Annotated in this window: 17 protein-coding genes; 14 read left to right on the top strand and 3 right to left on the bottom strand. The window is 73.5% G+C overall.

Annotation, left to right across the window (positions count from 1 at the left end; genetic code table 11):
* Window positions 1–410 precede the first annotated feature (410 nt).
* From dxr to ACFV9J_RS37555, 6 genes are all read left to right on the top strand, one after another.
* The gene (dxr, locus tag ACFV9J_RS37580; RefSeq protein WP_385362263.1) at window positions 411–1667 is read left to right on the top strand and encodes a 1-deoxy-D-xylulose-5-phosphate reductoisomerase; all 1257 of its coding nucleotides are present in this window, start codon (window positions 411–413) and stop codon (window positions 1665–1667) included.
* Between the two features lie 8 nt (window positions 1668–1675).
* Entirely contained in the window at window positions 1676–2968 is a 1293-nt protein-coding gene (locus ACFV9J_RS37575) for a M50 family metallopeptidase (RefSeq protein ID WP_385362269.1), read from the top strand.
* Between the two features lie 195 nt (window positions 2969–3163).
* Complete coding sequence (gene ispG / locus ACFV9J_RS37570; protein WP_385362261.1) at window positions 3164–4321, top strand: flavodoxin-dependent (E)-4-hydroxy-3-methylbut-2-enyl-diphosphate synthase; 1158 nt, start codon at window positions 3164–3166, stop codon at window positions 4319–4321.
* 317 nt (window positions 4322–4638) lie between these two features.
* Entirely contained in the window at window positions 4639–5487 is an 849-nt protein-coding gene (locus tag ACFV9J_RS37565) for a GNAT family N-acetyltransferase (RefSeq protein ID WP_385362259.1), read from the top strand.
* A 67-nt stretch (window positions 5488–5554) separates the two neighbouring features.
* Complete coding sequence (locus ACFV9J_RS37560) at window positions 5555–6097, top strand: GNAT family N-acetyltransferase (protein WP_385362257.1); 543 nt, start codon at window positions 5555–5557, stop codon at window positions 6095–6097.
* A gap of 73 nt (window positions 6098–6170) precedes the next feature.
* Window positions 6171–7874 (top strand): proline--tRNA ligase, encoded by a 1704-nt coding sequence (locus tag ACFV9J_RS37555; RefSeq protein ID WP_385362255.1) that lies wholly within the window; start codon window positions 6171–6173, stop codon window positions 7872–7874.
* A 379-nt stretch (window positions 7875–8253) separates the two neighbouring features.
* Here ACFV9J_RS37555 and ACFV9J_RS37550 read toward each other — a convergent pair whose 3' ends face one another.
* Genes ACFV9J_RS37550 through ACFV9J_RS37540 form a run of 3 tightly spaced genes read right to left on the bottom strand, consistent with a single transcriptional unit; the run spans window position 8254 to window position 10203 of the window.
* The gene (locus tag ACFV9J_RS37550; protein WP_385362253.1) at window positions 8254–9153 is read right to left on the bottom strand and encodes an aminoglycoside phosphotransferase family protein; all 900 of its coding nucleotides are present in this window, start codon (window positions 9151–9153) and stop codon (window positions 8254–8256) included.
* 39 nt (window positions 9154–9192) lie between these two features.
* Window positions 9193–9669, bottom strand: coding sequence for a ferritin-like domain-containing protein (locus tag ACFV9J_RS37545; RefSeq protein ID WP_385362251.1), 477 nt, complete (start codon window positions 9667–9669; stop codon window positions 9193–9195).
* A 3-nt stretch (window positions 9670–9672) separates the two neighbouring features.
* Window positions 9673–10203 carry a hypothetical protein gene (locus ACFV9J_RS37540; RefSeq protein ID WP_385362249.1) on the bottom strand — a complete coding sequence of 177 codons (531 nt, stop codon included), beginning with the start codon at window positions 10201–10203 and terminating at the stop codon, window positions 9673–9675.
* A gap of 293 nt (window positions 10204–10496) precedes the next feature.
* Between ACFV9J_RS37540 and rimP the strand changes: the two genes are divergently transcribed.
* The 8 genes from rimP (at window position 10497) to ACFV9J_RS37500 (ending at window position 22355) form a co-directional block, all read left to right on the top strand.
* A complete protein-coding gene (gene rimP / locus ACFV9J_RS37535; RefSeq protein ID WP_385362247.1) occupies window positions 10497–11030 on the top strand; it encodes a ribosome maturation factor RimP in 534 nt (177 codons plus the stop codon).
* A gap of 2 nt (window positions 11031–11032) precedes the next feature.
* Window positions 11033–12055, top strand: coding sequence for a transcription termination factor NusA (gene nusA / locus ACFV9J_RS37530; RefSeq protein ID WP_385362245.1), 1023 nt, complete (start codon window positions 11033–11035; stop codon window positions 12053–12055).
* Window positions 12056–12157: 102 nt separating this feature from the next.
* Window positions 12158–12463: a YlxR family protein gene (locus tag ACFV9J_RS37525; RefSeq protein WP_003973321.1), complete on the top strand. Its 306-nt coding sequence runs from the start codon at window positions 12158–12160 to the stop codon at window positions 12461–12463.
* 161 nt (window positions 12464–12624) lie between these two features.
* Complete coding sequence (gene infB, locus ACFV9J_RS37520; RefSeq protein ID WP_385362242.1) at window positions 12625–15708, top strand: translation initiation factor IF-2; 3084 nt, start codon at window positions 12625–12627, stop codon at window positions 15706–15708.
* A gap of 151 nt (window positions 15709–15859) precedes the next feature.
* On the top strand, window positions 15860–16153 hold the full coding sequence (locus tag ACFV9J_RS37515) for a DUF503 domain-containing protein (protein ID WP_003973319.1): 294 nt from the start codon (window positions 15860–15862) through the stop codon (window positions 16151–16153).
* Between the two features lie 59 nt (window positions 16154–16212).
* Window positions 16213–16695, top strand: a complete 483-nt coding sequence (gene rbfA, locus ACFV9J_RS37510) for a 30S ribosome-binding factor RbfA (RefSeq protein ID WP_385362240.1) — start codon at window positions 16213–16215, stop codon at window positions 16693–16695.
* Window positions 16692–17597, top strand: coding sequence for a tRNA pseudouridine(55) synthase TruB (gene truB / locus ACFV9J_RS37505; protein WP_385362238.1), 906 nt, complete (start codon window positions 16692–16694; stop codon window positions 17595–17597). The genes rbfA and truB overlap by 4 nt, the downstream gene beginning before the upstream one ends.
* A gap of 255 nt (window positions 17598–17852) precedes the next feature.
* Window positions 17853–22355: a hypothetical protein gene (locus ACFV9J_RS37500; RefSeq protein WP_385362236.1), complete on the top strand. Its 4503-nt coding sequence runs from the start codon at window positions 17853–17855 to the stop codon at window positions 22353–22355.
* Window positions 22356–22374: the final 19 nt, after the last annotated feature.

Here is a 22374-nt window from a genome sequence, read left to right as displayed (position 1 = left end):
GCCCGAGCCGCCTGCTCCCTGCCGAGCGCGGGTCGGCGGCCCGAGCCGCCTGCTCCCTGCCGAGCGCGGGTCGGCGGCCCGAGCCGCCTGCTTCCTCCCGAGCGCGGGTCGGCGGCCCGAGCCGCCTGCTCCCTGCCGAGCCCGGGCTGGCGATCCGAGGCGCCCGCTCCCTGCCGAGCCCGGGCTGGCGATCCGAGGCGCCCGCTCCCTGCCGAGCCCGGGCTGGCGACCAGAGGCGCCCGCTCTCTCCCGAGCGCGGGTCGGCGGCCCGAGCCGCCCGCCCCCGCCCCGCCCCGTGAGGCGGGAAGCCGATGGAACCCATCGCCTCGGCGGGCCCTCGCGTGGGCCCGCGACACCCGGCCGAGGGACGCGCTGTCCTTCCGGAGGGCCGTTGCGGACACAATGGGGGGATGAGCGACAGTCCAGCCCCACTCGCCGACCCCCACCTCGTCTACGACCCGGTGGCGGGCGACGGCCCGAAGGACGTGGTGGTCCTCGGGTCCACCGGGTCGATCGGGACCCAGGCCATCGACCTCGTGCTGCGCAACCCGGACCGCTTCCGGGTCACCGCCCTGTCCGCCAACGGCGGCCGGGTCGCCCTCCTCGCCGAGCAGGCGTACCGGCTGAAGGCGCGGACCGTCGCCGTCGCCCGCGAGGACGTCGTACCGGCACTCCGGGAGGCGCTCACCGCCCAGTACGGGACGGGCGAGCCGCTCCCCGAGATCCTCGCCGGACCGGAGGCGGCCACCCAGGTCGCCGCCTCCGCCTGCCACACCGTGCTCAACGGCATCACCGGCTCCATCGGACTCGCGCCCACGCTCGCCGCCCTGGAGGCGGGCCGCACCCTCGCGCTGGCCAACAAGGAGTCGCTCATCGTCGGCGGCCCGCTGGTCAAGGCGCTGGCCAAGCCGGGCCAGATCATCCCGGTCGACTCCGAGCACGCCGCCCTCTTCCAGGCGCTGGCCGCCGGTACCCGCGCCGACGTGCGCAAGCTGGTCGTCACCGCGTCCGGCGGCCCGTTCCGCGGCCGGACGAAGGACCAGCTGGCGGCGGTCACCGTCGAGGACGCGCTCGCCCACCCCACCTGGGCCATGGGCCCGGTGATCACGATCAACTCCGCGACCCTCGTCAACAAGGGCCTGGAGGTGATCGAGGCCCACCTGCTCTACGACATTCCCTTCGACCGCATTGAGGTGGTCGTGCACCCGCAGTCGTATGTCCACTCGATGGTCGAGTACACGGACGGATCGACACTGGCCCACGCCACGCCCCCCGACATGGGCGGGCCCATCGCCGTGGGCCTCGGCTGGCCCGAACGCGTCCCCGACGCCGCCCCCGCCTTCGACTGGAGCAAGGCCTCGACCTGGGAGTTCTTCCCGCTCGACAACGAGGCCTTCCCCTCCGTCGACCTGGCCAGGCACGTCGGACAGCTCGCGGGCACGGCCCCGGCGGTGTTCAATGCCGCCAATGAGGAGTGCGTCGAGGCGTTCCGGTCCGGCGCGCTGCCGTTTCTCGGGATCATGGAGACCGTCACGCGGGTGGTCGAGGAGCACGGCACCCCCCGTACGGGAACCTCGCTCACCGTCGCGGACGTCCTCGAAGCGGAGACCTGGGCACGCGCCCGGGCCCGGCAACTGGCGGCACAGACGGCGGAGGCCCGTGCATGACGACCCTGATGTTCATCCTCGGCATAGTCCTCTTCGCCGTCGGCCTGCTGTTCTCCATCGCCTGGCACGAGCTGGGACACCTGTCCACGGCCAAGATGTTCGGCATCCGGGTGCCGCAGTACATGGTGGGCTTCGGACCGACGCTCTTCTCCAGGAAGAAGGGCGACACCGAGTACGGGGTCAAGGCCATCCCCTTCGGCGGCTACATCCGCATGATCGGCATGTTCCCGCCCGGCCCCGACGGCCGCATGGAGGCACGCTCCACCTCGCCCTGGCGCGGGATGATAGAGGACGCCCGCTCGGCCGCCTTCGAGGAACTGCAGCCCGGTGACGACAAGCGCCTCTTCTACACGCGCAAGCCGTGGAAGCGCGTCATCGTGATGTTCGCCGGCCCGTTCATGAACCTGATCCTCGCCGTGGTGCTCTTCCTCACGGTGCTGATGGGCTTCGGCATCTCCCAGCAGACCACCACCGTCAGCTCGGTCTCCCAGTGCGTCATCTCGCAGAGCGAGAACCGCGACGACTGCGCCAAGTCCGACCCGGCCTCCCCGGCCGCGGCGGCGGGCCTGCGGGCCGGGGACAAGATCCTCGCCTTCGACGGCGTACGCACCGACGACTGGGACCGGCTGTCCGACCTGATCCGAGCCAACCCGGGCGAGGACGTGCCGGTCGTGGTCGAGCGCAAGGGTGAGGAGGTCACCCTCCACGCGACCATCGCCACCAACAAGGTCGCCAAGAAGGACGCCAACGGACAGATCGTCCAGGGCGAGTACGTCACCGCGGGCTTCCTCGGCTTCAGCTCCGCCACCGGCGTGGTGAAACAGGACTTCGGCCAGTCCGTGACCTGGATGGGCGACCGGATCGGCGACGCCGTCGACAACCTCGCCGCCCTGCCCGCCAAGATCCCCGCCCTGTGGGACGCGGCCTTCGGCGACGGACCCCGCGAGGCCGACTCCCCGATGGGCGTCGTCGGCGCGGCCCGCGTCGGCGGCGAGATCGCCACCCTCGACATCCCGCCCACCCAGCAGCTCGCCATGTTCGTCATGCTGGTGGCCGGCTTCAACCTCTCCCTGTTCCTCTTCAACATGCTCCCGCTGCTGCCGCTCGACGGCGGCCACATCGCGGGCGCCCTGTGGGAGTCGCTGCGCCGCGGCACCGCGAAGGTGCTGCGCAGGCCCGACCCGGGGCCCTTCGACGTGGCGAAGCTGATGCCGGTGGCGTACGTCGTGGCAGGCGTCTTCGTCTGCTTCACCCTGCTCGTGCTGGTGGCGGACGTCGTCAACCCGGTCCGCATCACCTGACGACGGGAAGCCCGATCCGGAGAGCATGTCCCTCCGGACCGGGCTTCACTCACCTCGCCCGGCAGATGGACGCCATAGGGTGCATCTCCCGTACGCCGCGTACCCGGCGTTCATGTCGGTGCCGTAATCTCGAAGGCCGGAGCCCGCCGCTGAACGGGACCGGACCTTGATCCACGACTTGGGGTTGCACAGCAGATGACTGCGATTTCTCTCGGCATGCCGGACGTTCCGACCAGGCTCGCGGAGCGCCGCAAGAGCCGGCAGATCCAGGTCGGGCCCGTGGCGGTGGGCGGCGACGCCCCCGTGTCGGTGCAGTCCATGACCACCACCCGCACCTCCGACATCGGCGCCACCCTCCAGCAGATCGCCGAGCTGACGGCGTCCGGCTGCCAGATCGTCCGGGTGGCCTGCCCCACCCAGGACGACGCCGACGCGCTGCCCGTCATCGCGCGGAAGTCGCAGATCCCGGTGATCGCGGACATCCACTTCCAGCCCAAGTACGTCTTCGCCGCGATCGAGGCGGGCTGCGCCGCGGTCCGGGTGAACCCGGGCAACATCAAGCAGTTCGACGACAAGGTCAAGGAGATCGCCAAGGCGGCCAAGGACCACGGCACCCCGATCCGCATCGGCGTGAACGCGGGCTCCCTGGACCGCCGCCTGCTCCAGAAGTACGGCAAGGCGACCCCCGAGGCCCTGGCGGAGTCCGCCCTCTGGGAAGCATCGCTCTTCGAGGAGCACGACTTCCGCGACATCAAGATCTCGGTCAAGCACAACGACCCGGTCGTGATGGTCGAGGCCTACCGCCAGCTCGCCGCCCAGTGCGACTACCCCCTCCACCTCGGTGTCACCGAGGCGGGCCCGGCGTTCCAGGGCACCATCAAGTCGGCCGTCGCCTTCGGCGCGCTGCTCTCCCAGGGCATCGGCGACACGATCCGGGTGTCGTTGAGTGCCCCGCCGGTCGAGGAGATCAAGGTCGGCATCCAGATCCTGGAGTCGCTGAACCTGCGCCAGCGCGGCCTGGAGATCGTCTCCTGCCCGTCCTGCGGCCGCGCCCAGGTCGACGTCTACAAGCTGGCCGAGGAGGTCACCGCCGGTCTGGAAGGCATGGAGGTCCCCCTCCGCGTCGCCGTCATGGGCTGCGTCGTCAACGGCCCCGGCGAGGCCCGCGAGGCCGACCTCGGCGTCGCCTCCGGCAACGGCAAGGGGCAGATCTTCGTCAAGGGCGAGGTCATCAAGACCGTCCCCGAGTCCAAGATCGTGGAGACCCTCATCGACGAGGCCATGAAGATCGCCGAGCAGATGGAGCAGGACGGCGTGACCTCCGGCGAGCCCTCCGTCTCCGTCGCGGGCTGATCCACCCCCCTAGGGGGGGCGTTTGGATCTTGCCGGGGTCGCGGGGTCTGGCACCCACATCTGCGGCGTTGTCGTCGGTTGCCAACTCCCCCACGCTCGACTTCGCTCGCGCGGGGGCCCCATCGCGTTGTCGCCCTCCTCCGCCTTGCAGCCGCACGCACCAGACCCCGCTCGGGTCGGCCACAAGGCACCGTCGGCCGCGGTCGGCCTGATCCGAACGACACCCCCTGGTGCCGCGTCTCCCCAGGGGGCGGCGCGGCATATTCGCGGCAGGTACAGTGCGGGGACCAGCAGATCTCAGGGTGAGGCCCCCGCACGTGTTGACGCAGACCACCTCCCGCGTGCTCGAACCGAGCGACCTGGACGCCGCGCTCGCCATCCTCGACCGCGACCCGGTCGCCAACGCCTTCGTGACCGCCCGCGTCCAGATCGCCGGCCTCGACCCGTGGCGCCTCGGCGGCGAGATGTGGGGCTGGTACGAGCACGGCATGCTCACGTCCCTGTGCTACGCGGGCGCCAACCTCGTGCCCATCGGCGCCACCCCGCGCGCCGTCCGCGCCTTCGCCGACCGCGCCCGCCGGGCCGGCCGCCGCTGCTCCTCGATCGTCGGCCCGGCCGGTCCGACCGCCCAGCTGTGGCGGCTGCTCGAACCGGGCTGGGGCCCGGCCCGCGAGGTCCGCACCCACCAGCCCCTCATGGTCGCCGACCGCCTCCCCGACGACATCGCCCCGGACCCCTACGTCCGCCGCGTCCGCAAGGACGAGGTGGAGCGGATCATGCCGGCCTGCGTGGCGATGTTCACCGAGGAGGTCGGCATCTCCCCGATGGCCGGCGACGGCGGCCTGCTCTACCAGGCCCGGGTCGCCGAACTCGTCGGCTCCGGCCGCTCCTTCGCCCGCTTCGACGCCGACGGCAAGGTCGTCTTCAAGGCCGAGATCGGCGCCGCCACCGACCGCGCCTGCCAGATCCAGGGCGTGTGGGTGGCCCCCGAGTACCGCGGCAAGGGCCTGGCCGCCCCCGGCATGGCGGCGGTCCTGCGCTACGCCCTCGCGGACGTCGCCCCGGTGGCGAGCCTCTACGTCAACGACTTCAACACCGCGGCGCGACGGACCTACCTCCGGGTCGGTTTCCAAGAGGTGGGCGCCTTCATGAGCGTCCTGTTCTGAGCCCTGGGCGTACCACCCGCACCGGCGCCCCCAACCCACCCCACCGCACCCCCTGTAGGCTCCCGGCATGGACCTCGTGATCGGCCCACTGGACCTCTCCGCGCACGTGGACGAGGCCCTGGCCGTCCAAGCCGCCGCCTTCGGCCTCGGCCCCGACGAGGTGGCCGTCCGCCGTCAGATCGTCCTGCGCCACATGACCCACCCGGGAGCCAGAGCCCTCGGCGCCACCGTCCGGGGCCGTCTCGTCGGCTTCGTCTACGGCATGCCCAACGACCGCACCCACTGGTGGTCCACCGTCGTCGAGCCGTACCTCCGCGCCCAGGGCACCGACGCCTGGCTCGACGACTCCTTCGTCATCACCGAACTCCACGTCCACCCCTCCCACCAGAACCGAGGCGCGGGCCGCGCCCTGATCACCACGATCACCGACGCCGCCCCGCAGCCCCGCTCGATCCTCTCCGCGATCGACACCGAGAGCCCCGCCCGCGGCCTCTACCGCTCCCTCGGCTACCAGGACCTCGCCCGCCGGGTCCTCTTCCCCAGCGCCCCCAAGCCGTACGCGGTCATGGGCGCCACGCTCCCCCTGCTGAGGCGCACTGCCGGTCGATAACCGATTTCCACCCCACCGGACCGCCCGGCTAACCTCCTAGCACCACCCTTACGCAGCAGGAGACACGAGAACCATGGCCAACGCACCGGTCCAGCGCATGTCGAAGTTGATGGCGAAGACGCTGCGCGACGACCCGGCGGACGCCGAGGTCCTCAGCCACAAGCTGCTGGTCCGCGCCGGCTACGTGCGCCGCACCGCCGCCGGCCTGTGGAGCTGGCTGCCGCTCGGCAAGAAGGTCCTCGGCAACATCGAGCGCATCGTCCGCGAGGAGATGGACGCCATCGGCGCCCAGGAGGTCCAGCTCCCCGCCCTCCTGCCGCGCGAGCCGTACGAGGCCACGGGCCGCTGGCAGGAGTACGGCCCCGAGCTCTTCCGCCTCCAGGACCGCAAGGGCGGCGACTACCTCCTCGGCCCCACCCACGAGGAGATCTTCACCCTCCTCGTCAAGGACCAGGCGTCCTCCTACAAGGACCTGCCGGTCATCCTCTACCAGATCCAGAACAAGTACCGCGACGAGGCCCGCCCCCGGGCCGGCATCCTGCGCGGCCGCGAGTTCCTCATGAAGGACTCCTACTCCTTCGACGTCGCCGACGAGGGCCTCGCCGAGTCCTACGCCCTGCACCGCGCCGCCTACCAGCGCATTTTCGAGCGCCTGGGCCTCGACTACCGCATCGTCGCGGCCACCGCCGGCGCCATGGGCGGCTCCAAGTCCGAGGAGTTCCTGGCCCCCGCGGAGGCCGGCGAGGACACCTTCGCGGACTGCCCGAACTGCGACTACGCCGCCAACACGGAGGCGATCACCTTCCGCCTCGCGCCGGTCGACGCCAAGGACGTCCCCGCCGCCGAGGACATCCCGACCCCCGACACCCCCACCATCGAGACGCTGGCCGCCTCCCTCGGCGTGGCGGCCTCCGCCACCCTCAAGAACCTCCTCGTCAAGGTGGACGGCGAGATCGTCGCCGTGGGCGTGCCGGGCGACCGCGAGGTCGACATGGACAAGGTCGAGGCCCACTTCGCCCCCGCCGCCGTCGAACTGGTCACGGCCGAGGACTTCGTCGGCCGCCCCGACCTGGTCCGCGGCTACGTCGGCCCGCAGGGCCTGGGCGAGAAGGTCAAGTACATCGCCGACCCCCGCGTCGCGCCGGGCACCGCGTGGATCACGGGCGCCAACAAGGCCGACACCCACGCCAAGAACGTCGTGGCGGGCCGCGACTTCGAGGTCGACACCTACGTCGACGTCGTGGTCGTCCGCGAGGGCGACCCCTGCCCCAACTGCGGCACCGGTCTCCGCCTGGACCGCGCCATCGAGATCGGCCACATCTTCCAGCTGGGCCGCAAGTACGCCGACGCCCTCAAGCTCGACGTCCTCGGCCAGAACGGCAAGCCGGCCCGCGTCACCATGGGCTCCTACGGCATCGGCGTCTCCCGCGCGGTGGCCGCCCTCGCCGAGCAGCACGCCGACGACAAGGGCCTCGTCTGGTCCAAGGAGGTCGCCCCGGCCGACGTCCACGTGGTCGCCGCGGGCAAGGCGCTGCAGACCGAGCTGGCCCTGGAGGTCTCCGACAAGCTGGCCGCGGCCGGCGTGCGCGTCCTGGTGGACGACCGGGCGGGGGTCTCTCCCGGCGTGAAGTTCACCGACGCCGAACTCATCGGCGTCCCCCAGATCCTGGTGGCCGGCCGCCGCTCCGCCGAGGGCGTCGTCGAACTGAAGGACCGCCGCACGGGGGAGCGCGAGGAGGTAACGGTCGAGGAGGCCCTCACCCGCCTCACCAGCTGACACCCGGGGTGATCCTGGCACCCCGGGTGCGTCGGTGGGTCACGTGGCCCGGCGTTACCGGGGCAGCCGGGGCGGTGCGGGCGCGAGGGGGGACGCGGCCCGGCGTTGCGGGGTGCCGCTGCGCCCACCCGTGCCGCCCCAGCGGCACGACTGCCCGCAGCTAGGGGGGCGGTCAGCCGCGTACGGCGCGAAGGGGGCGTGTCGGGGGGTGTCTGCCCGCAGTGGTTGGCGCGTCAACGCCCCGCACCCCCGTAGCCGACCGATTCCGCGCCGTTCCGAGGACGGACACCCCCCGGCGCGCCCCCGACCCACCCACCGGACAAACGGCGCTACGCACACCCCCACCGAACCCGCACAGGCGCCGCAGGCATCCGCACCGTCACAACCAGCCCGCGAACTCCAACAACAACTCCGCGTCCCGCTCCCGCCCCACCCGCCGGGCCCGCACCCCCGACTCCACCGCCCGGAACAGCGTCCAGCCGCGCAGCCGCTCCTGATCGACCTCCAACGACTCCGCCAGCCGCTTGATCCGCCGCCGAGTCGTCGACGCCCCCGACGGCTGGGCGATCAGATCCTCCACCCGGTCCCGCACCAGCCGCGCCAGATCGAACGCACTCTCCCCGACCACCGGATCGGGCCCCACCGCCAGCCACGGCATCCGATCCCCGGCGAGCACCTTGCTCTGCCGGAACGTCCCGTGCAGCAGCCGCTGCTCCGACGGCCCGCCCAACAGCTCTGCACGCGCCGCGAGCGCCGCGTCCACCAACGGTGCCACCTCCGCGTCCGCCGCCGCTCCCGCCCGCATCGCCTCCGCCTGCCGCCCCGTCCGCTCGGCCACCGTCTCGAACGGATGGGAGCCCGGCGGCTCCACCCACAGCCGCCGCAGCGTCCCCGCCGCCTCCAGCAACGCCTTCGCCTCCGGCAACGACCGCACCGACACGTCCGGATGCAGCCGCTCAAGCAACAGCACCCCCTCCTCGTCCCCCTCCTCCCGCACCTGCACGGCACCCCGCCCACCCCAGTGCACGAGCGCGGCCCGCTCGCTCTCCGGCCGCGCCCGGCGCGGGGCAAGCTTCAGCACCGCCGGCGCCCCCTGGGCCGTCCGCACCAGCACCACCAGGCTGCTGCGCCCCCCGGGCACCTGCACCCGCTCCACCGTCAACCCCCGCCGCGCCACCGCCCGCTCCGCCACTTCGGGCAGCGTCGCCAACCAGTCGTCACCCTCCGGTGCCGTCTCGCCGAACGCCCTGACCAAACGCCGCGGCGGTTCGAAAGCCATGCGCGAGCCGTTCCCTTCCCGTACGGAAAGCCGTACGCGTTACGCAGTCGGTGAAGCCGTCGCCGTACCGGAGGTATCCGGAGCGGCACCCCGCTCGGCGAGCCCAGGGAAGGCTACGCTCCCGCCCCGCCAGCGCACCGCGCGGACCGCCGCCTCGCGCAGCGCCCCGGCCGCCGAGGCCCGCCCGTCGCCCTCGGCCGCCCGCACCAGGTCGGAGTAGACCCCGGCCACCCGCTCCTCCAGCTCCGCCGCCAGCCGCACCGCCGCCGCCGAGTCCGGCACCGAGAAGGGGAGCGTGTACCCCGCCGCCGCGACGACCGGTTCACCACCCAGGTCCCGCACCTCGCGCGCCAGCACGTCCCGCCGCGCCCGGTGCGCGTCATACGCCGTCCGCGCCTCGGCACGCCGTTCCGCACCGATCCGCCCGCCGACGACCCCGTAGCCGTACACGGCCGCGTGCTCCGCCGCCAGCGCCGCCTGGAGGGCGTCCAGCCGCCCGTCCTCCGCCTTGCCCACCCGTCAGCCCTCCGTCAGCAGAAACACGTGCGCCGCCCCGGCCGCCGCGACGGAGGCCAGCAGCCGCGCCGACTCACCCGGCACATCGAGCAGCGTCTCGGCCCGCCGCCCGGCCAGCTTCCGCTCGGCCCCGGCGAGCAGGGCCAGGGCCCCCTTCTCGTCCGCCGGCACGGCATCGGAGTCGTTCGCCGGCCCGGCAGCCCGGGCGGAGGCCGAGGGGGAATCCGCCGTCCCCGACGCCGCCCGCACCGCGCCGAACGCCTCCGCGTGCCGCACGACCTCCTCCCGCAGCGGCCGCAGCCGCGCCGCCAGCCCCGGATGTGCCGCGATCACGGCTGCGTACCGCGCGGCCAGCTCCTCACTGTCCCGGGCCGCACGCGCGCGTGCCCGCTCGACAGCCGAGGGCCCGGCCCCCGCCTCGCCGGAGCCCGGCCCTCCGGTACAGCCGGAGAGCAGGGCGGCCCCGGCGGCCGACGCGAGCAGGCTCCTTCTGCGCGGCCCCCGGAGCGGGCGCGGCGATGGGGAAAGCGACACGGCAGACGTCCTCGACAGACTCGTACGGAAACGACGACAAGGCGACAAAGCGACGACAAAAGCGACGACAAACGAGAAGCAGACCAACGACGAACGAGACGGAAACCCGCAATCCCGCCCGCCCGTGATCACGGTACCCGTGCCCCGCCCGGCCACCACTCACCGCCACCTCACCGCCACCTCACCGGCACCGCCGGACCCGGGTGGACGGCAACACCCCCCGCGACCGGATACCCTTTGACCAGACACACGCACCGACCCACAACAGCACACGCGGCCGAGGAGTCACCCGGATGAGCACCACCCAGAGCGAGAGGCTGCGAGAGCTGCTTGAGCCGCTCGTCGCCTCCCAGGGACTGGACCTCGAAGAGATCGCGGTGGACTCGGTCGGCCGCAGGCGTGTGCTGAGCGTGGTCGTGGACTCCGACACCGGAGCGGATCTCGACCGGATCGCCGATGTGAGCCGCGCGCTCTCGGCGAAGCTCGACGAGACCGACGCGATGGGCGAGGGGGAGTACACCCTCGAGGTCGGCACCCCCGGCGCCGAGCGCCCCCTCACCCAGCACCGCCACTACGTGCGCGCCACGGACCGCCTGGTCCGGTTCCAGCTGCACGAGGGCGGCGAACTGGTCGCCCGCATCCTCGCCGTGGACGAGGACGGACTCGACCTCGAAGTACCGGGAGTGAAGGGCCGCAGGCCCACCACCCGCAGACTGCCCTTCGGCGACATCGACAAGGCACGCGTCCAGGTCGAGTTCAACCGCAAGGACACGAAGAACGACAACAAGACGGAACACGACAACAAGACGGAAGAGGAGGAGGCGTAGCCGTGGACATCGACATGAGCGCCCTGCGGGGCTTGGTACGGGAGAAGGAGATCTCCTTCGACCTGCTGGTCGAAGCGATCGAGTCGGCCCTCCTCATCGCCTACCACCGCACCGAGGGAAGCCGCCGGCACGCGCGCGTGGAGCTCGACCGGAACACCGGCCACGTGACCGTGTGGGCGAAGGAGGACCCCGACGACCTCGAGGAGGGCCAGGCGGCCCGCGAGTTCGACGACACCCCGTCCGACTTCGGCCGCATCGCCGCCACCACCGCCAAGCAGGTCATCCTGCAGCGGCTGCGCGACGCCGAGGACGACGCGACGCTCGGCGAGTACGCCGGCCGTGAGGGCGACATCGTCACCGGCGTGGTCCAGCAGGGCCGCGACCCGAAGAACGTGCTGGTGGACATCGGCAAGCTGGAGGCCATCCTGCCGGTGCAGGAGCAGGTGCCGGGCGAGACCTACCCGCACGGCGCGCGCCTGCGCTCGTACGTCGTCCGGGTGGCGAAGGGCGTACGGGGCCCCTCCGTGACGCTCTCCCGCACGCACCCCAACCTGGTGAAGAAGCTCTTCGCCCTGGAGGTCCCGGAGATCGCCGACGGATCCGTCGAGATCTCCGCGATCGCCCGCGAGGCCGGCCACCGCACCAAGATCGCCGTGCGCTCCACCCGCTCGGGCCTGAACGCCAAGGGCGCCTGCATCGGCCCCATGGGCGGCCGGGTGCGCAACGTCATGGGCGAGCTGAACGGCGAGAAGATCGACATCGTCGACTGGTCGGACGACCCGGCCGAGATGGTGGCGAACGCGCTCTCCCCGGCCCGCGTCTCCAAGGTGGAGGTCGTGGACCTGGCGGCCCGCTCCGCACGCGTGATCGTGCCCGACTACCAGCTCTCGCTGGCCATCGGCAAGGAGGGCCAGAACGCCCGGCTCGCGGCCCGGCTGACCGGCTGGCGGATCGACATCCGCCCGGACACCGAGCAGCCCTCCGACGCGTCGCCGGAGCAGTCGTCCGGCGGCCACGGGGAATAGATCCAAGCCGCACGCCGCTGAGATCACGACAGCTTTGCGTGCGGCACGTGTTCGATTCTTGCCCCGAAGGGGTGAGGTCGGTCCGGGGAGGTAGACTTAGGAGTGTCTGGCCGGACACGTACCCGAGCATGCCCCGAGCGCACCTGCGTGGGGTGCCGGGAGCGAGCGGTCAAGAGCGAGCTGCTGCGCACCGTGGCGGTCGAGGGTCATTGCACCCCTGATCCACGCGGTACGCTGCCCGGCCGGGGTGCGTACGTACACCCCGCACCGGACTGTGTCGACCAGGCGGTGCGCCGCAAGGCGTTTCCGCGGGCGCTCCGCGTCCCGGGTCCGCTCGATGTAAAGGCGTTGCGCCACTACGTCGAGCAGGCAGAAGGTTGCAGCAAGGTTGCTGAAAGCAGCATGTGAGCAACGTGGTAAGGAAGACATGCCGCGCGAAACCCCGCGCGGCTTGGTACCTCGCGAGTCGAAAGCAGGTCGAGATTGCGATGAGCACTCGATGAGTACGCGATGAGTACGCCCATGAACTAGCGACGGTCCGGACGCAACCCGGACCTCAGAGGAGCGAAGTGGCTAAGGTCCGGGTCTACGAACTCGCCAAGGAGTTCGGCGTCGAGAGCAAGGTCGTCATGGCCAAGCTCCAGGAACTCGGTGAATTCGTCCGTTCGGCGTCTTCGACCATCGAAGCGCCCGTAGTACGCAAGCTGACAGACGCATTCCAGCAGGGCAGTGGCAACGGCCGGTCCGCCGGTCGCCCCGCGGCCCCGAAGAAGGCGGCCCCCAGGCCCGCCGCGCCGTCCCCGGCGCAGGCGGCCCGTCCGGCCGCCCCGCGGCCGCCGGCCGCGCCCAAGCCCGCGGCTGCCCAGCAGCCCGAGGCTCCGTCGGTTCCCGCACCGGCGCCGTCCCAGGGCCAGCCCCAGGGCCAGCGTCCGACGCCGGGCCCGAAGCCCGCGCCGCGTCCGGCCCCCGCCGCCCCGGAGTTCACCGCTCCGCCGGCTGCTCCGGCCGCCCCCGCCGCCTCGACTCCGGCTCCGTCCGGCCCGAAGCCCGGCGGTGCGCGTCCCGGTGCCCCCAAGCCCGGCGGCGCCCGTCCGTCCGGTCCGGGTCAGGACCGTGGCCAGCAGGGCGGCCAGGGCCGTCCCGGCGGCCAGCGTCCCGGTGCCCCGGCGCAGCGTCCCGGCGGCCGTCCCGGCGGTCCGCGTCCGGGCAACAACCCCTTCACCTCCGGCGGCAACGCCGGCATGGCGCGCCCGCAGGCGCCCCGTCCGCAGGGCGGTCCCCGTCCGGGCGGTCCCGGTGGTGCTCCCGGCGGCGGTCCCCGTCCGCAGGGTCCCGGCGGCCAGGGCGGCGGTCCCCGTCCCCAGGCTCCGGGCGGCAACCGTCCGAGCCCGGGCTCGATGCCGCGTCCGCAGGGCGGCGGCGCAGGTCCCCGTCCCGGCGGCGGCCCGCGTCCGAACCCCGGCATGATGCCGCAGCGTCCCGCTGCCGGCCCGCGTCCCGGCCCCGGTGGCGGCGGTCGCGGACCCGGCGGTGCCGGTCGTCCCGGCGGCGGCGGTCGCCCCGGTGGTGGCGGCGGCTTCGCCGGTCGTCCCGGTGGCGGCGGTGGCGGTCGTCCGGGTGGCGGCGGCGGTTTCGCCGGTCGTCCCGGTGGTGGCGGCGGCTTCGGCGGCGGCGGTGGCCGTCCCGGCTTCGGCGGTCGTCCCGGCGGTCCCGGTGGCCGTGGTGGCACGCAGGGCGCCTTCGGCCGTCCCGGCGGTCCCGCGCGTCGCGGTCGCAAGTCGAAGCGGCAGAGGCGCCAGGAGTACGAGGCCATGCAGGCCCCGTCGGTCGGCGGCGTGATGCTGCCTCGCGGCAACGGCGAGACCATTCGCCTGTCGCGCGGTGCGTCGCTCACCGACTTCGCGGAGAAGATCAACGCCAACCCGGCGTCGCTCGTCGCGGTCATGATGAACCTCGGCGAGATGGTCACCGCGACCCAGTCCGTCTCCGACGAGACGCTCCAGCTCCTCGCCGGCGAGATGAACTACACGGTTCAGATCGTCAGCCCGGAGGAGGAGGACCGCGAGCTGCTCGAGTCCTTCGACCTGGAGTTCGGCGAGGACGAGGGGTCCGAGGAGGACCTGGTCGTCCGTCCTCCGGTGGTCACCGTCATGGGTCACGTCGACCACGGCAAGACCCGACTGCTCGACGCCATCCGCAAGACGAACGTCATCGCGGGCGAGGCCGGCGGCATCACCCAGCACATCGGTGCCTACCAGGTCGCGACCGAGGTCAACGACGAAGAGCGCAAGATCACCTTCATCGACACCCCGGGTCACGAGGCGTTCACCGCCATGCGTGCCCGCGGTGCCCGGTCGACCGACATCGCGATCCTGGTCGTCGCGGCCAACGACGGCGTCATGCCGCAGACGGTCGAGGCGCTCAACCACGCCAAGGCGGCCGAGGTCCCGATCGTCGTCGCGGTCAACAAGATCGACGTCGAGGGCGCCGACCCGACCAAGGTGCGCGGTCAGCTGACCGAGTACGGCCTGGTGGCCGAGGAGTACGGCGGCGACACCATGTTCGTCGACATCTCCGCCAAGCAGGGTCTGCACATCGACTCCCTGCTGGAGGCCGTGGTCCTCACCGCGGACGCCTCGCTCGACCTGCGGGCCAACCCGGTCCAGGACGCGCAGGGCATCTCGATCGAGTCCCGTCTCGACCGCGGCCGCGGTGCCGTGGCGACGGTCCTCGTGCAGCGAGGCACCCTGCGGGTCGGCGACACGATGGTGGTGGGCGACGCCTACGGCCGCGTCCGCGCCATGCTCGACGACAACGGCAACAACGTCGCCGAGGCGGGTCCGTCCACGCCGGTCCAGGTGCTGGGTCTGACCAACGTCCCGGGCGCCGGTGACAACTTCATCGTGGTCGAGGAGGACCGTACGGCCCGCCAGATCGCGGAGAAGCGCGCCGCCCGCGAGCGCAACGCCGCGTTCGCCAAGCGCACGCGCCGCGTGTCGCTGGAGGACCTGGACAAGGTGCTGAAGGCCGGCGAGGTCCAGCAGCTCAACCTGATCATCAAGGGCGACGCGTCCGGATCGGTCGAGGCGCTGGAATCCTCCCTGCTCCAGCTGGACGTCGGCGAAGAGGTCGACATCCGCGTCCTGCACCGCGGCGTCGGTGCGGTCACGGAGTCCGACATCGACCTGGCGATGGGCTCCGACGCCATCGTGATCGGCTTCAACGTGCGCGCCGCCGGGCGTGCCGCGCAGATGGCCGAGCGCGAAGGCGTGGACGTCCGGTACTACTCGGTCATCTACCAGGCGATCGAGGAGATCGAGGCGGCCCTCAAGGGCATGCTCAAGCCGGAGTACGAAGAGGTCGAGCTGGGCACGGCGGAGATCCGCGAGGTCTTCCGCTCCTCCAAGCTGGGCAACATCGCGGGTGTGCTCATCCGCTCCGGCGAGGTCAAGCGCAACACCAAGGCGCGCCTCCTGCGCGATGGCAAGGTCATCGCGGAGAGCCTCAACATCGAGGGTCTGCGTCGCTTCAAGGACGACGTCACCGAGATCCGCGAAGGCTTCGAGGGCGGTATCAACCTCGGAAACTTCAACGACATCAAGGTCGACGACGTCATCGCGACGTACGAGATGCGCGAGAAGCCGCGGGTGTAATCACCGCGACTTCCGGGAGTGACCGGTCCGGGGCCGGTCGGCGGAGCAAATATCCGTCGATCGGCCCCGGCCGTTCGTTGTACGGTTCAGATGATCCCGCCCGTTCGCGGCGGGGCCATCGATCCCGGACCGGCGGGTGAACCGGCTGCACATGTATGTGGGGACGCTGTCCTTCGACCTCCTCCTCGGCGACGTACATTCGCTGAAGGAGAAGCGCTCCGTCGTCCGTCCGATCGTCGCCGAACTCCAGCGGAAGTACGCGGTGAGCGCGGCGGAGGTGGAGCACATGAACCTCCATCGCCGGGCCGTCGTCGGCCTGGCCCTGGTGTCCGGCGACGCGGGCCACCTCAGCGACGTGCTCGACCGGTGCGAGCGGCTGGTGGCCGGCCGCCCCGAGGTGGAGCTGCTGTCGGTGAGGCGGCGCTTCCACGGCGACGACGACTGACCAGATCGGGCAGAAGACCAGATCAGGCAAGAGAAGAAGAAAGAACGGGAGACGGACCAGTGGCCGACAACGCGCGGGCGAAAAGGCTGGCGGACCTCATCCGAGAGGTGGTGGCCCAGAAGCTGCAGCGCGGGATCAAGGACCCGCGGCTCGGCTCGCACGTCACCATCACGGACACGCGGGTCACCGGTGACCTGCGGGAGGCGACCGTCTTCTACACGGTCTACGGGGACGACGAGGAGCGCAAGGCCGCCACGGCGGGCCTGGAGAGCGCCAAGGGCATCCTGCGCTCCGAGGTGGGCAAGGCGGCCGGTGTGAAGTTCACGCCGACCCTGACCTTCGTCATGGACGCCCTGCCGGACACCGCCCGCAACATCGAGGACCTCCTCGACCGGGCGCGGCAGTCCGACGAGAAGGTGCGCGAGGCGTCCGCGGGCGCCGCGTACGCGGGCGAGGCGGACCCGTACCGCAAGCCGGGCGAGGACGAGACCGACACCGAAGGCGCCGTCGAGGCCGACGAGACGGACGACACCGCTAAATGACCGAGAAGCACACCGCGCCCGACGGCCTTGTCATCGTCGACAAGCCGTCGGGCTTCACTTCGCACGACGTCGTCGCCAAGATGCGGGGCATCGCCCGCACCCGGCGCGTCGGGCACGCCGGCACGCTCGACCCGATGGCGACGGGCGTCCTGGTCCTCGGTGTGGAGCGGGCGACCAAGCTCCTCGGGCACCTCGCCCTCACCGAGAAGGAGTACCTGGGCACGATCAGGCTCGGGCAGACCACGCTCACCGACGACGCCGAGGGCGAGATCACGGGGTCGCGGGACGCCTCGAAGGTCACCCGGGAGGCGATCGACGCCGGCGTGGCCGAGCTGAGCGGCGCCATCATGCAGGTGCCGTCCAAGGTCAGCGCCATCAAGATCAAGGGCGTGCGTTCCTACAAGCGGGCGCGCGAGGGCGAGGAGTTCGAGATCCCCGCCCGCCCCGTCACCGTCTCCACCTTCGCGGTGTACGACGTCCGGGACGCCGTCGCCGACGACGGCACCCCGGTCCTGGACCTGGTGGTCTCGGTGACCTGCTCGTCCGGCACCTACATCCGGGCGCTGGCCCGCGACCTGGGCGCCGGACTCGGCGTAGGCGGGCACCTCACGGCGCTGCGCCGCACCCGCGTCGGGCCGTACAAGCTGGACGGCGCCCGGACGCTGGACCAGCTCCAGCAGGAGCTCACCGTCATGCCCGTCGCGGACGCGGCCGGCGCGGCCTTCCCCCGCTGGGACGTGGACACCAGGCGGGCCCGGCTGCTCACCAACGGAGTACGGCTGGAGATGCCCGAGCAGTACGCGGGCGCCGGTGCCGTCGCCGTCTTCGATCCCGACGGGCGCCTCCTCGCGCTCGTGGAGGAGCACAAGGGCAAGGCGAAGAGCCTGGCCGTCTTCGGCTGAGCCCACACACCGTCAGGTCCGCCCGTGGAGCGGCGCACACGGGGACTGCCACTGTCGCCGCTCCACGGTCCCCCCTCGGTTCCCCCACCCCCTAGGGTGTATCCGACCCACCCCTTCTGTTCACCCGTCCGGGCAGGCGCTCGGAGTGAACCGGGGGAGTGGAAGGGGGCGCGTTCGTCAGGGGCTCTGTCCCGCTGATCATCACGCGCCTACCGTCGAACACACAGCACGGGTGTACGGCGGGGAGGTTCGACGATGGCGTCGAGGAACCGGTCCCGGGAGGCGACGGGCGGCAGGGCGGGGCAGCGGCCCGGGGACGGCTCCCGACAGGCGCGGGGCGGGCCCCCGGCCGTCCGGGCGGCCGGCCCGGCGGAGCACGGCGCACCCGACGCCGCCCTCATCCGCGTCCACGACCTCGCCGGCCGCCCGCGCGGCACGGGATTCCTCGCCGACCACCACGGCACGGTGCTCACCAGCCACGAAGCGGTCGACGGTCTGACCCGGCTGGTCCTGAGCACGGCCGGTGGCCGCCGCCGCGTGGTGGCCGCCGCCGACGTCGTCCCGCTGCCCGCCCTCGGCCTGGCCCTCGTGCGCACCGAGGGCCTCGGCGCCGCCCCGCTGCCCCTGAGCACGCGGGACCGCGTCGAGGCCGGGACCTACGTACGCATCGCCGCCGGGGGCTGGCGCGAGGCCCGGGTGCTGGGCGCCACCGACGTCACCTACACCGCCACCGACCGCTTCCACCTCCTCGGCGACGCCCTGGAGCTGGCCGTCGGCACCTGCGGGCGCGACGCGCTCCGGCTGGGCGGGGGAGCGGCCGGCGGGCCCGTGCTCGACGTGGCCACCGGCGCCGTCCTCGGCGTCCTCGGCACCGCCCTCAGCTCCGGCCACAGCGACGTCGGCTTCGCCGTGCCGCTGCGCCGCGCGGCCGCGGGCCCGCTCGCCGACCTCTTCGCCGAGAACGCGGCGACGGTCCCGGCCTACGGCGCCGACCTCAACCTGGCCGGCGCGCTCGCCCTCACGGCGACGTCGGTCACGGAGGCCGTGCCGGACGGCGGACCCGCTCTCCGGGAACCGGTCGAACGGGTGGGGGTGACGCGCGAGTTCGCCGCCTTCGACGCGAGCGGCGCCCGCGTCCTGGGCCTGGTCGGCGCGCCGGGCAGCGGCCGTACGACCGAGCTGGCGGCCCTTGCCGCCCGTCGTACCGGGGGACCGGCGGCGGCCCCCACCCTGTGGCTGCGCGGGGCCGATCTGCACGACGACGACATGTCGCTGGCGGACGCGGCACGCCGCACGCTGGCCCGGTCCGCCCGCATCGTCGCCGCCCCGGACCCGGACCGCCCGGACCCGGACCGCCCGGACCCGGGCGGCCTCGGCGACGTCACCCCCGAACGCCTCGCCCACCTGGCCCGCACCGCCGGACGGCCGCTCCTGGTCGCCCTGGACGGCCCGGAGGAGATGCCGCCCGTCCTGGCCCACCGCCTCCCCGAGTGGACCGAGCGCACGGCCGCCTGGCTCCGGGAGACGGGCACACGTCTCGTGCTGGCCTGCCGCGCGGAGTACTGGGAGCACGCGGGGGCGGAGTTCCCGAGGGAACTGCTGCACGACCCGGACCCCGGGGCTCCGTCGCCCGGCCCGACCGGTGCGGGCGCGGCGCGACGACCCACGTGGGCGACAGAGGCCCCGTCACCCCTGGCGCCCACCGCTCCGGAGCCTTGGCCCGGTCCGGGCGGTGCGGTGGGGGTGCCCGGTGGCGTGTCCTCGCCCGGGGCCGGCCTGCGGGAGCCGGGGACGGGGGCTGGTGGGGGTATGTCGATGCTCGGTGCGAGTGGCGGGGTGTCCGGCTCGGCGGGGGCGGTGCGGTTGCCGACGGTATCCACGGCTCGGGGGCCTTGGCCCGGTCCGGGCGGTGCGGTGGGGGTGGCGGGCGGCGCGTTGCCGCCCGGGGCAGAGGTTGCCGTGCCGGGACCGGGGCCGGAGGCGGCCGGTGGCGTGTCCTTGCCCGGGACGGGCCTGCGGGAGCCGGGGACGGGGGCTGGTGGGGGTATGTCGATGCTCGGTGCGAGTGGCGGGGTGTCCGGCTCGGCGGGGGCGGTGGGCGGCGTGCTGTCGCCCGGGGCAGAGGTTGGCGTGCCGGGGCTGGGGCCGGAGGTGGCGGGTGGTGTGTCCTCGTCCGGGAGGGTCCTGCGGGAGCCGGGGTTGGGGGCTGTTGGGGGTGTGCCGATGCTCGGTGCGAGTGGCGGGGTGTCCGGCTCGGTGGGGGCGGTGGGCGGCGTGCTGCCGCCCGGGGCAGAGGTTGCCGTGCCGGGACCGGGACCGGGGCCGGAGGCGGCCCGTGGCGTCTCCTCGCCCGGGACCGGCCTGCCGGAGCCGGGGACGGGGGCTGCCGGGCGTGTGCCGATGGTCGATGCGAGTGGTCGGGCCTTCGGCGCGGCGGCGTGGCCGCGTCGTACCGGTGGCGCCGTCGGGCCGCGGCCGGCACCCGGGACGGCCGCGGGGCCGTCAGGCGGGGCGGCCGCCGGGCTGTCGGGCGGGGCGGCCGCCCTTGAAGGCGGGCCTGCGTCCGTACAGCGGGTGATCGCGGGCGGCGCCCGGGGGCGCGGGCAGGACGGGCTTCCGCCCTGCGTCCGCCTCGGTGACCTGCGCGACGACGAGGCGAGGGAGGCTCGCGCCCGCCACGGCGTGCCGGACGGCGCGCTGGCCGACCCGGACGCCGGGCACCCCCTCACGATCCGCCTGCTCTCGGAGGTCCAGGCCGCCCTCCCCGGCCCCCCGGCCCCCGCGCCCGTCACCCGGGACGCGGTCTTCACGGCGTACCTGGACCTGATGTGCCTGCGCGTCGCCACCCGCCTGGCCGGAGAGAACGGCCTGCACGGCACCGCCGTACGCCGACTCGCAGCCAAGGTCTCCGGGCAGGTCCACGAGGCCGCCCGGCGCAGTCTCGGGCCCGGGCAGGGCGGACTGGACCGGGAGTCCTTCGAGACGCTGTTCCCGTGCGGACCGGCCCCGGCCGGGCTGGGCGGCGGCACCGGCTGGGCACCGGCCGTGCTCGCCGAAGGCCTCTTCGTCCCCGCGGGCAGCGGCTACCGCTTCGCGCACGAGGAGCTCGCCGACTGGATCCAGGGCACCCACCTCGACCTGGACGAGGCCCTGCGCGCCCTCGTCCACCGGCGCGGCACCCCGCTCGGCACCCACACCCTCCCGGTCCCGCACCACCGCATCGGCTCCGTCGTCGAGGCGCTGCTGCTCCTCGCCCGCCAGCACGGCGTCCCCCAGCTCGCCCTGACCCTGGAGGAGCTGGTGCACGCCCTGGACCTCGACCCACACTCCTGGTGGGCGGCCAGGCTGCTCGCCGAGGCGCTGACCCGCGTGCCCGACGCGACGCCGTACACCGACGTGCTGCGGCTCCTGGCCGACGGCATCGCGGAACGGGGAGGGGACGGAGAGCCGACGCCCCAGATTTTCGGGCCCGGGTTCTGGACGGCCCTGCGCGTCCCGGAGGCCACCCGGCTGGACCTGCTGCGCCGCCTCGTCCTCGCGGACGGCCCGCCGCACGAACCCGGTCCCCGCCACCTGGACACCGTGGCCGGTCTGCTCGTCGCCGACCCCACGACCGTACAGCCGCTCCTCGTCCGCTGGTTCGACGACGAACGGCCGCTGCCCGCCACCCCGCACGCCACCGTGGCGACGGCCGCGCAGGCGCTGCTGCACACCCACCGCCACCGCGGCCTGGACGGGCTCACCGAGGTGCTGGTCGACAGCGCCCACCGCCACGCCGACGAACTGCTCGCCGTCCTGGCCGAAGAGGAGCCGTCCGCGCTCTGCCGCGCGGTGGAGCGGTGGGCGCGCGACGAACACCCCGCGCGGCAGCGCGCGGCGGTCACCCACGGCCTGCGCACCGCCCCGCACGCACGCCCCGGCGCCGACCGCACCCTGCTCCGCCACGCCGCCCTGGTGCTGCTCGCCGGACCTTCCGACAGCCCGCTGCGCGGCGGCGCGCTCGCCCTGCTCGTCCAGGACCCGGACTGCCGCGACCGCCACCTCCCCGCGGCCCTCGGCCTCTTCGCCGCCTGCGATCCGTACCTTCCGCCGAGCGCGGTGGCCGCCGCGCTGCCGACCCACCCCGAGCCCGTCCTCGAAGCCTTCCGGGCCCGGCTGCTCGGCCCGGACGCCGGTGAGGCGCTGCGCAGACTCGCCGACGCGACCACACCCCCGCTGACCCACCGGGTGGCCGCCCTCGTCGGCCGGAGCGTGGCCGAGCGCCCCGAGACCGCCGGCCACCTGGCCGCGTACGTCGACCGGCGCCTCGACCGGGACCCGGCACCCCGCGCCGTACTCCTCCCCCTGGTCACCCGCCTCCTGGACGACGGCCCCGAGCCGGCGCGGGCCGCACTCGCCGGAGTCCTCGCCGCCGACGGGGCGATGGCGAGCGCCCCGCTCCGCCGCGCGCTGCGGGAGCACCTCTACGCCCACGAGCACGAACCCGCCGTCCTGGACGCGCTGCTGCACGCCGCCGCCCGGTGCGACGGAGCGGAGCTGCGGGCCCTCGTGCACCGCATCGGGCTGCTCCTCGTCCGCACCCCCGAGGGCGCCACCCGCTACGACCGCGGCCTCGTCGACCTGGCCCGGCACCTCCCGGGGTTCGCCCCCCGGCTGACCGGCTGGCTCACCGACGCGCCCGAGGACTGGGCCGCGCTGGTGGGCCCCAGCACCCGCCGCACGATCGAGCACCTGGCGGGCGTCCGCGTCCCCGCCTGACCCGCCCGCGCGCGGCGTG

The sequence above is a fragment of the Streptomyces sp. NPDC059906 genome (assembly GCF_042730645.1).
In the GTDB taxonomy this organism is placed as follows: Bacteria; Actinomycetota; Actinomycetes; order Streptomycetales; family Streptomycetaceae; genus Streptomyces; species Streptomyces rubrogriseus.
The sequence above is the reverse complement of the archived record's forward strand: the minus strand, read 5'-3'. Positions and strand labels throughout refer to the sequence as shown.

Excerpts from the sequence above, each read along its gene's own strand:
- ispG (WP_385362261.1), top strand. The coding sequence starts at position 3,164 with ATGACTGCGATTTCTCTCGGCATGCCGGACGTTCCGACCAGGCTCGCG.
- ACFV9J_RS37500 (WP_385362236.1), top strand. The coding sequence starts at position 17,853 with ATGGCGTCGAGGAACCGGTCCCGGGAGGCGACGGGCGGCAGGGCGGGG.
- rimP (WP_385362247.1), top strand. The coding sequence starts at position 10,497 with ATGAGCACCACCCAGAGCGAGAGGCTGCGAGAGCTGCTTGAGCCGCTC.
- ACFV9J_RS37515 (WP_003973319.1), top strand. The coding sequence starts at position 15,860 with ATGTATGTGGGGACGCTGTCCTTCGACCTCCTCCTCGGCGACGTACAT.
- truB (WP_385362238.1), top strand. The coding sequence starts at position 16,692 with ATGACCGAGAAGCACACCGCGCCCGACGGCCTTGTCATCGTCGACAAG.
- ACFV9J_RS37560 (WP_385362257.1), top strand. The coding sequence starts at position 5,555 with ATGGACCTCGTGATCGGCCCACTGGACCTCTCCGCGCACGTGGACGAG.
- dxr (WP_385362263.1), top strand. The coding sequence starts at position 411 with ATGAGCGACAGTCCAGCCCCACTCGCCGACCCCCACCTCGTCTACGAC.
- ACFV9J_RS37550 (WP_385362253.1), bottom strand. The coding sequence starts at position 9,153 with ATGGCTTTCGAACCGCCGCGGCGTTTGGTCAGGGCGTTCGGCGAGACG.
- ACFV9J_RS37575 (WP_385362269.1), top strand. The coding sequence starts at position 1,676 with ATGTTCATCCTCGGCATAGTCCTCTTCGCCGTCGGCCTGCTGTTCTCC.
- ACFV9J_RS37555 (WP_385362255.1), top strand. The coding sequence starts at position 6,171 with ATGGCCAACGCACCGGTCCAGCGCATGTCGAAGTTGATGGCGAAGACG.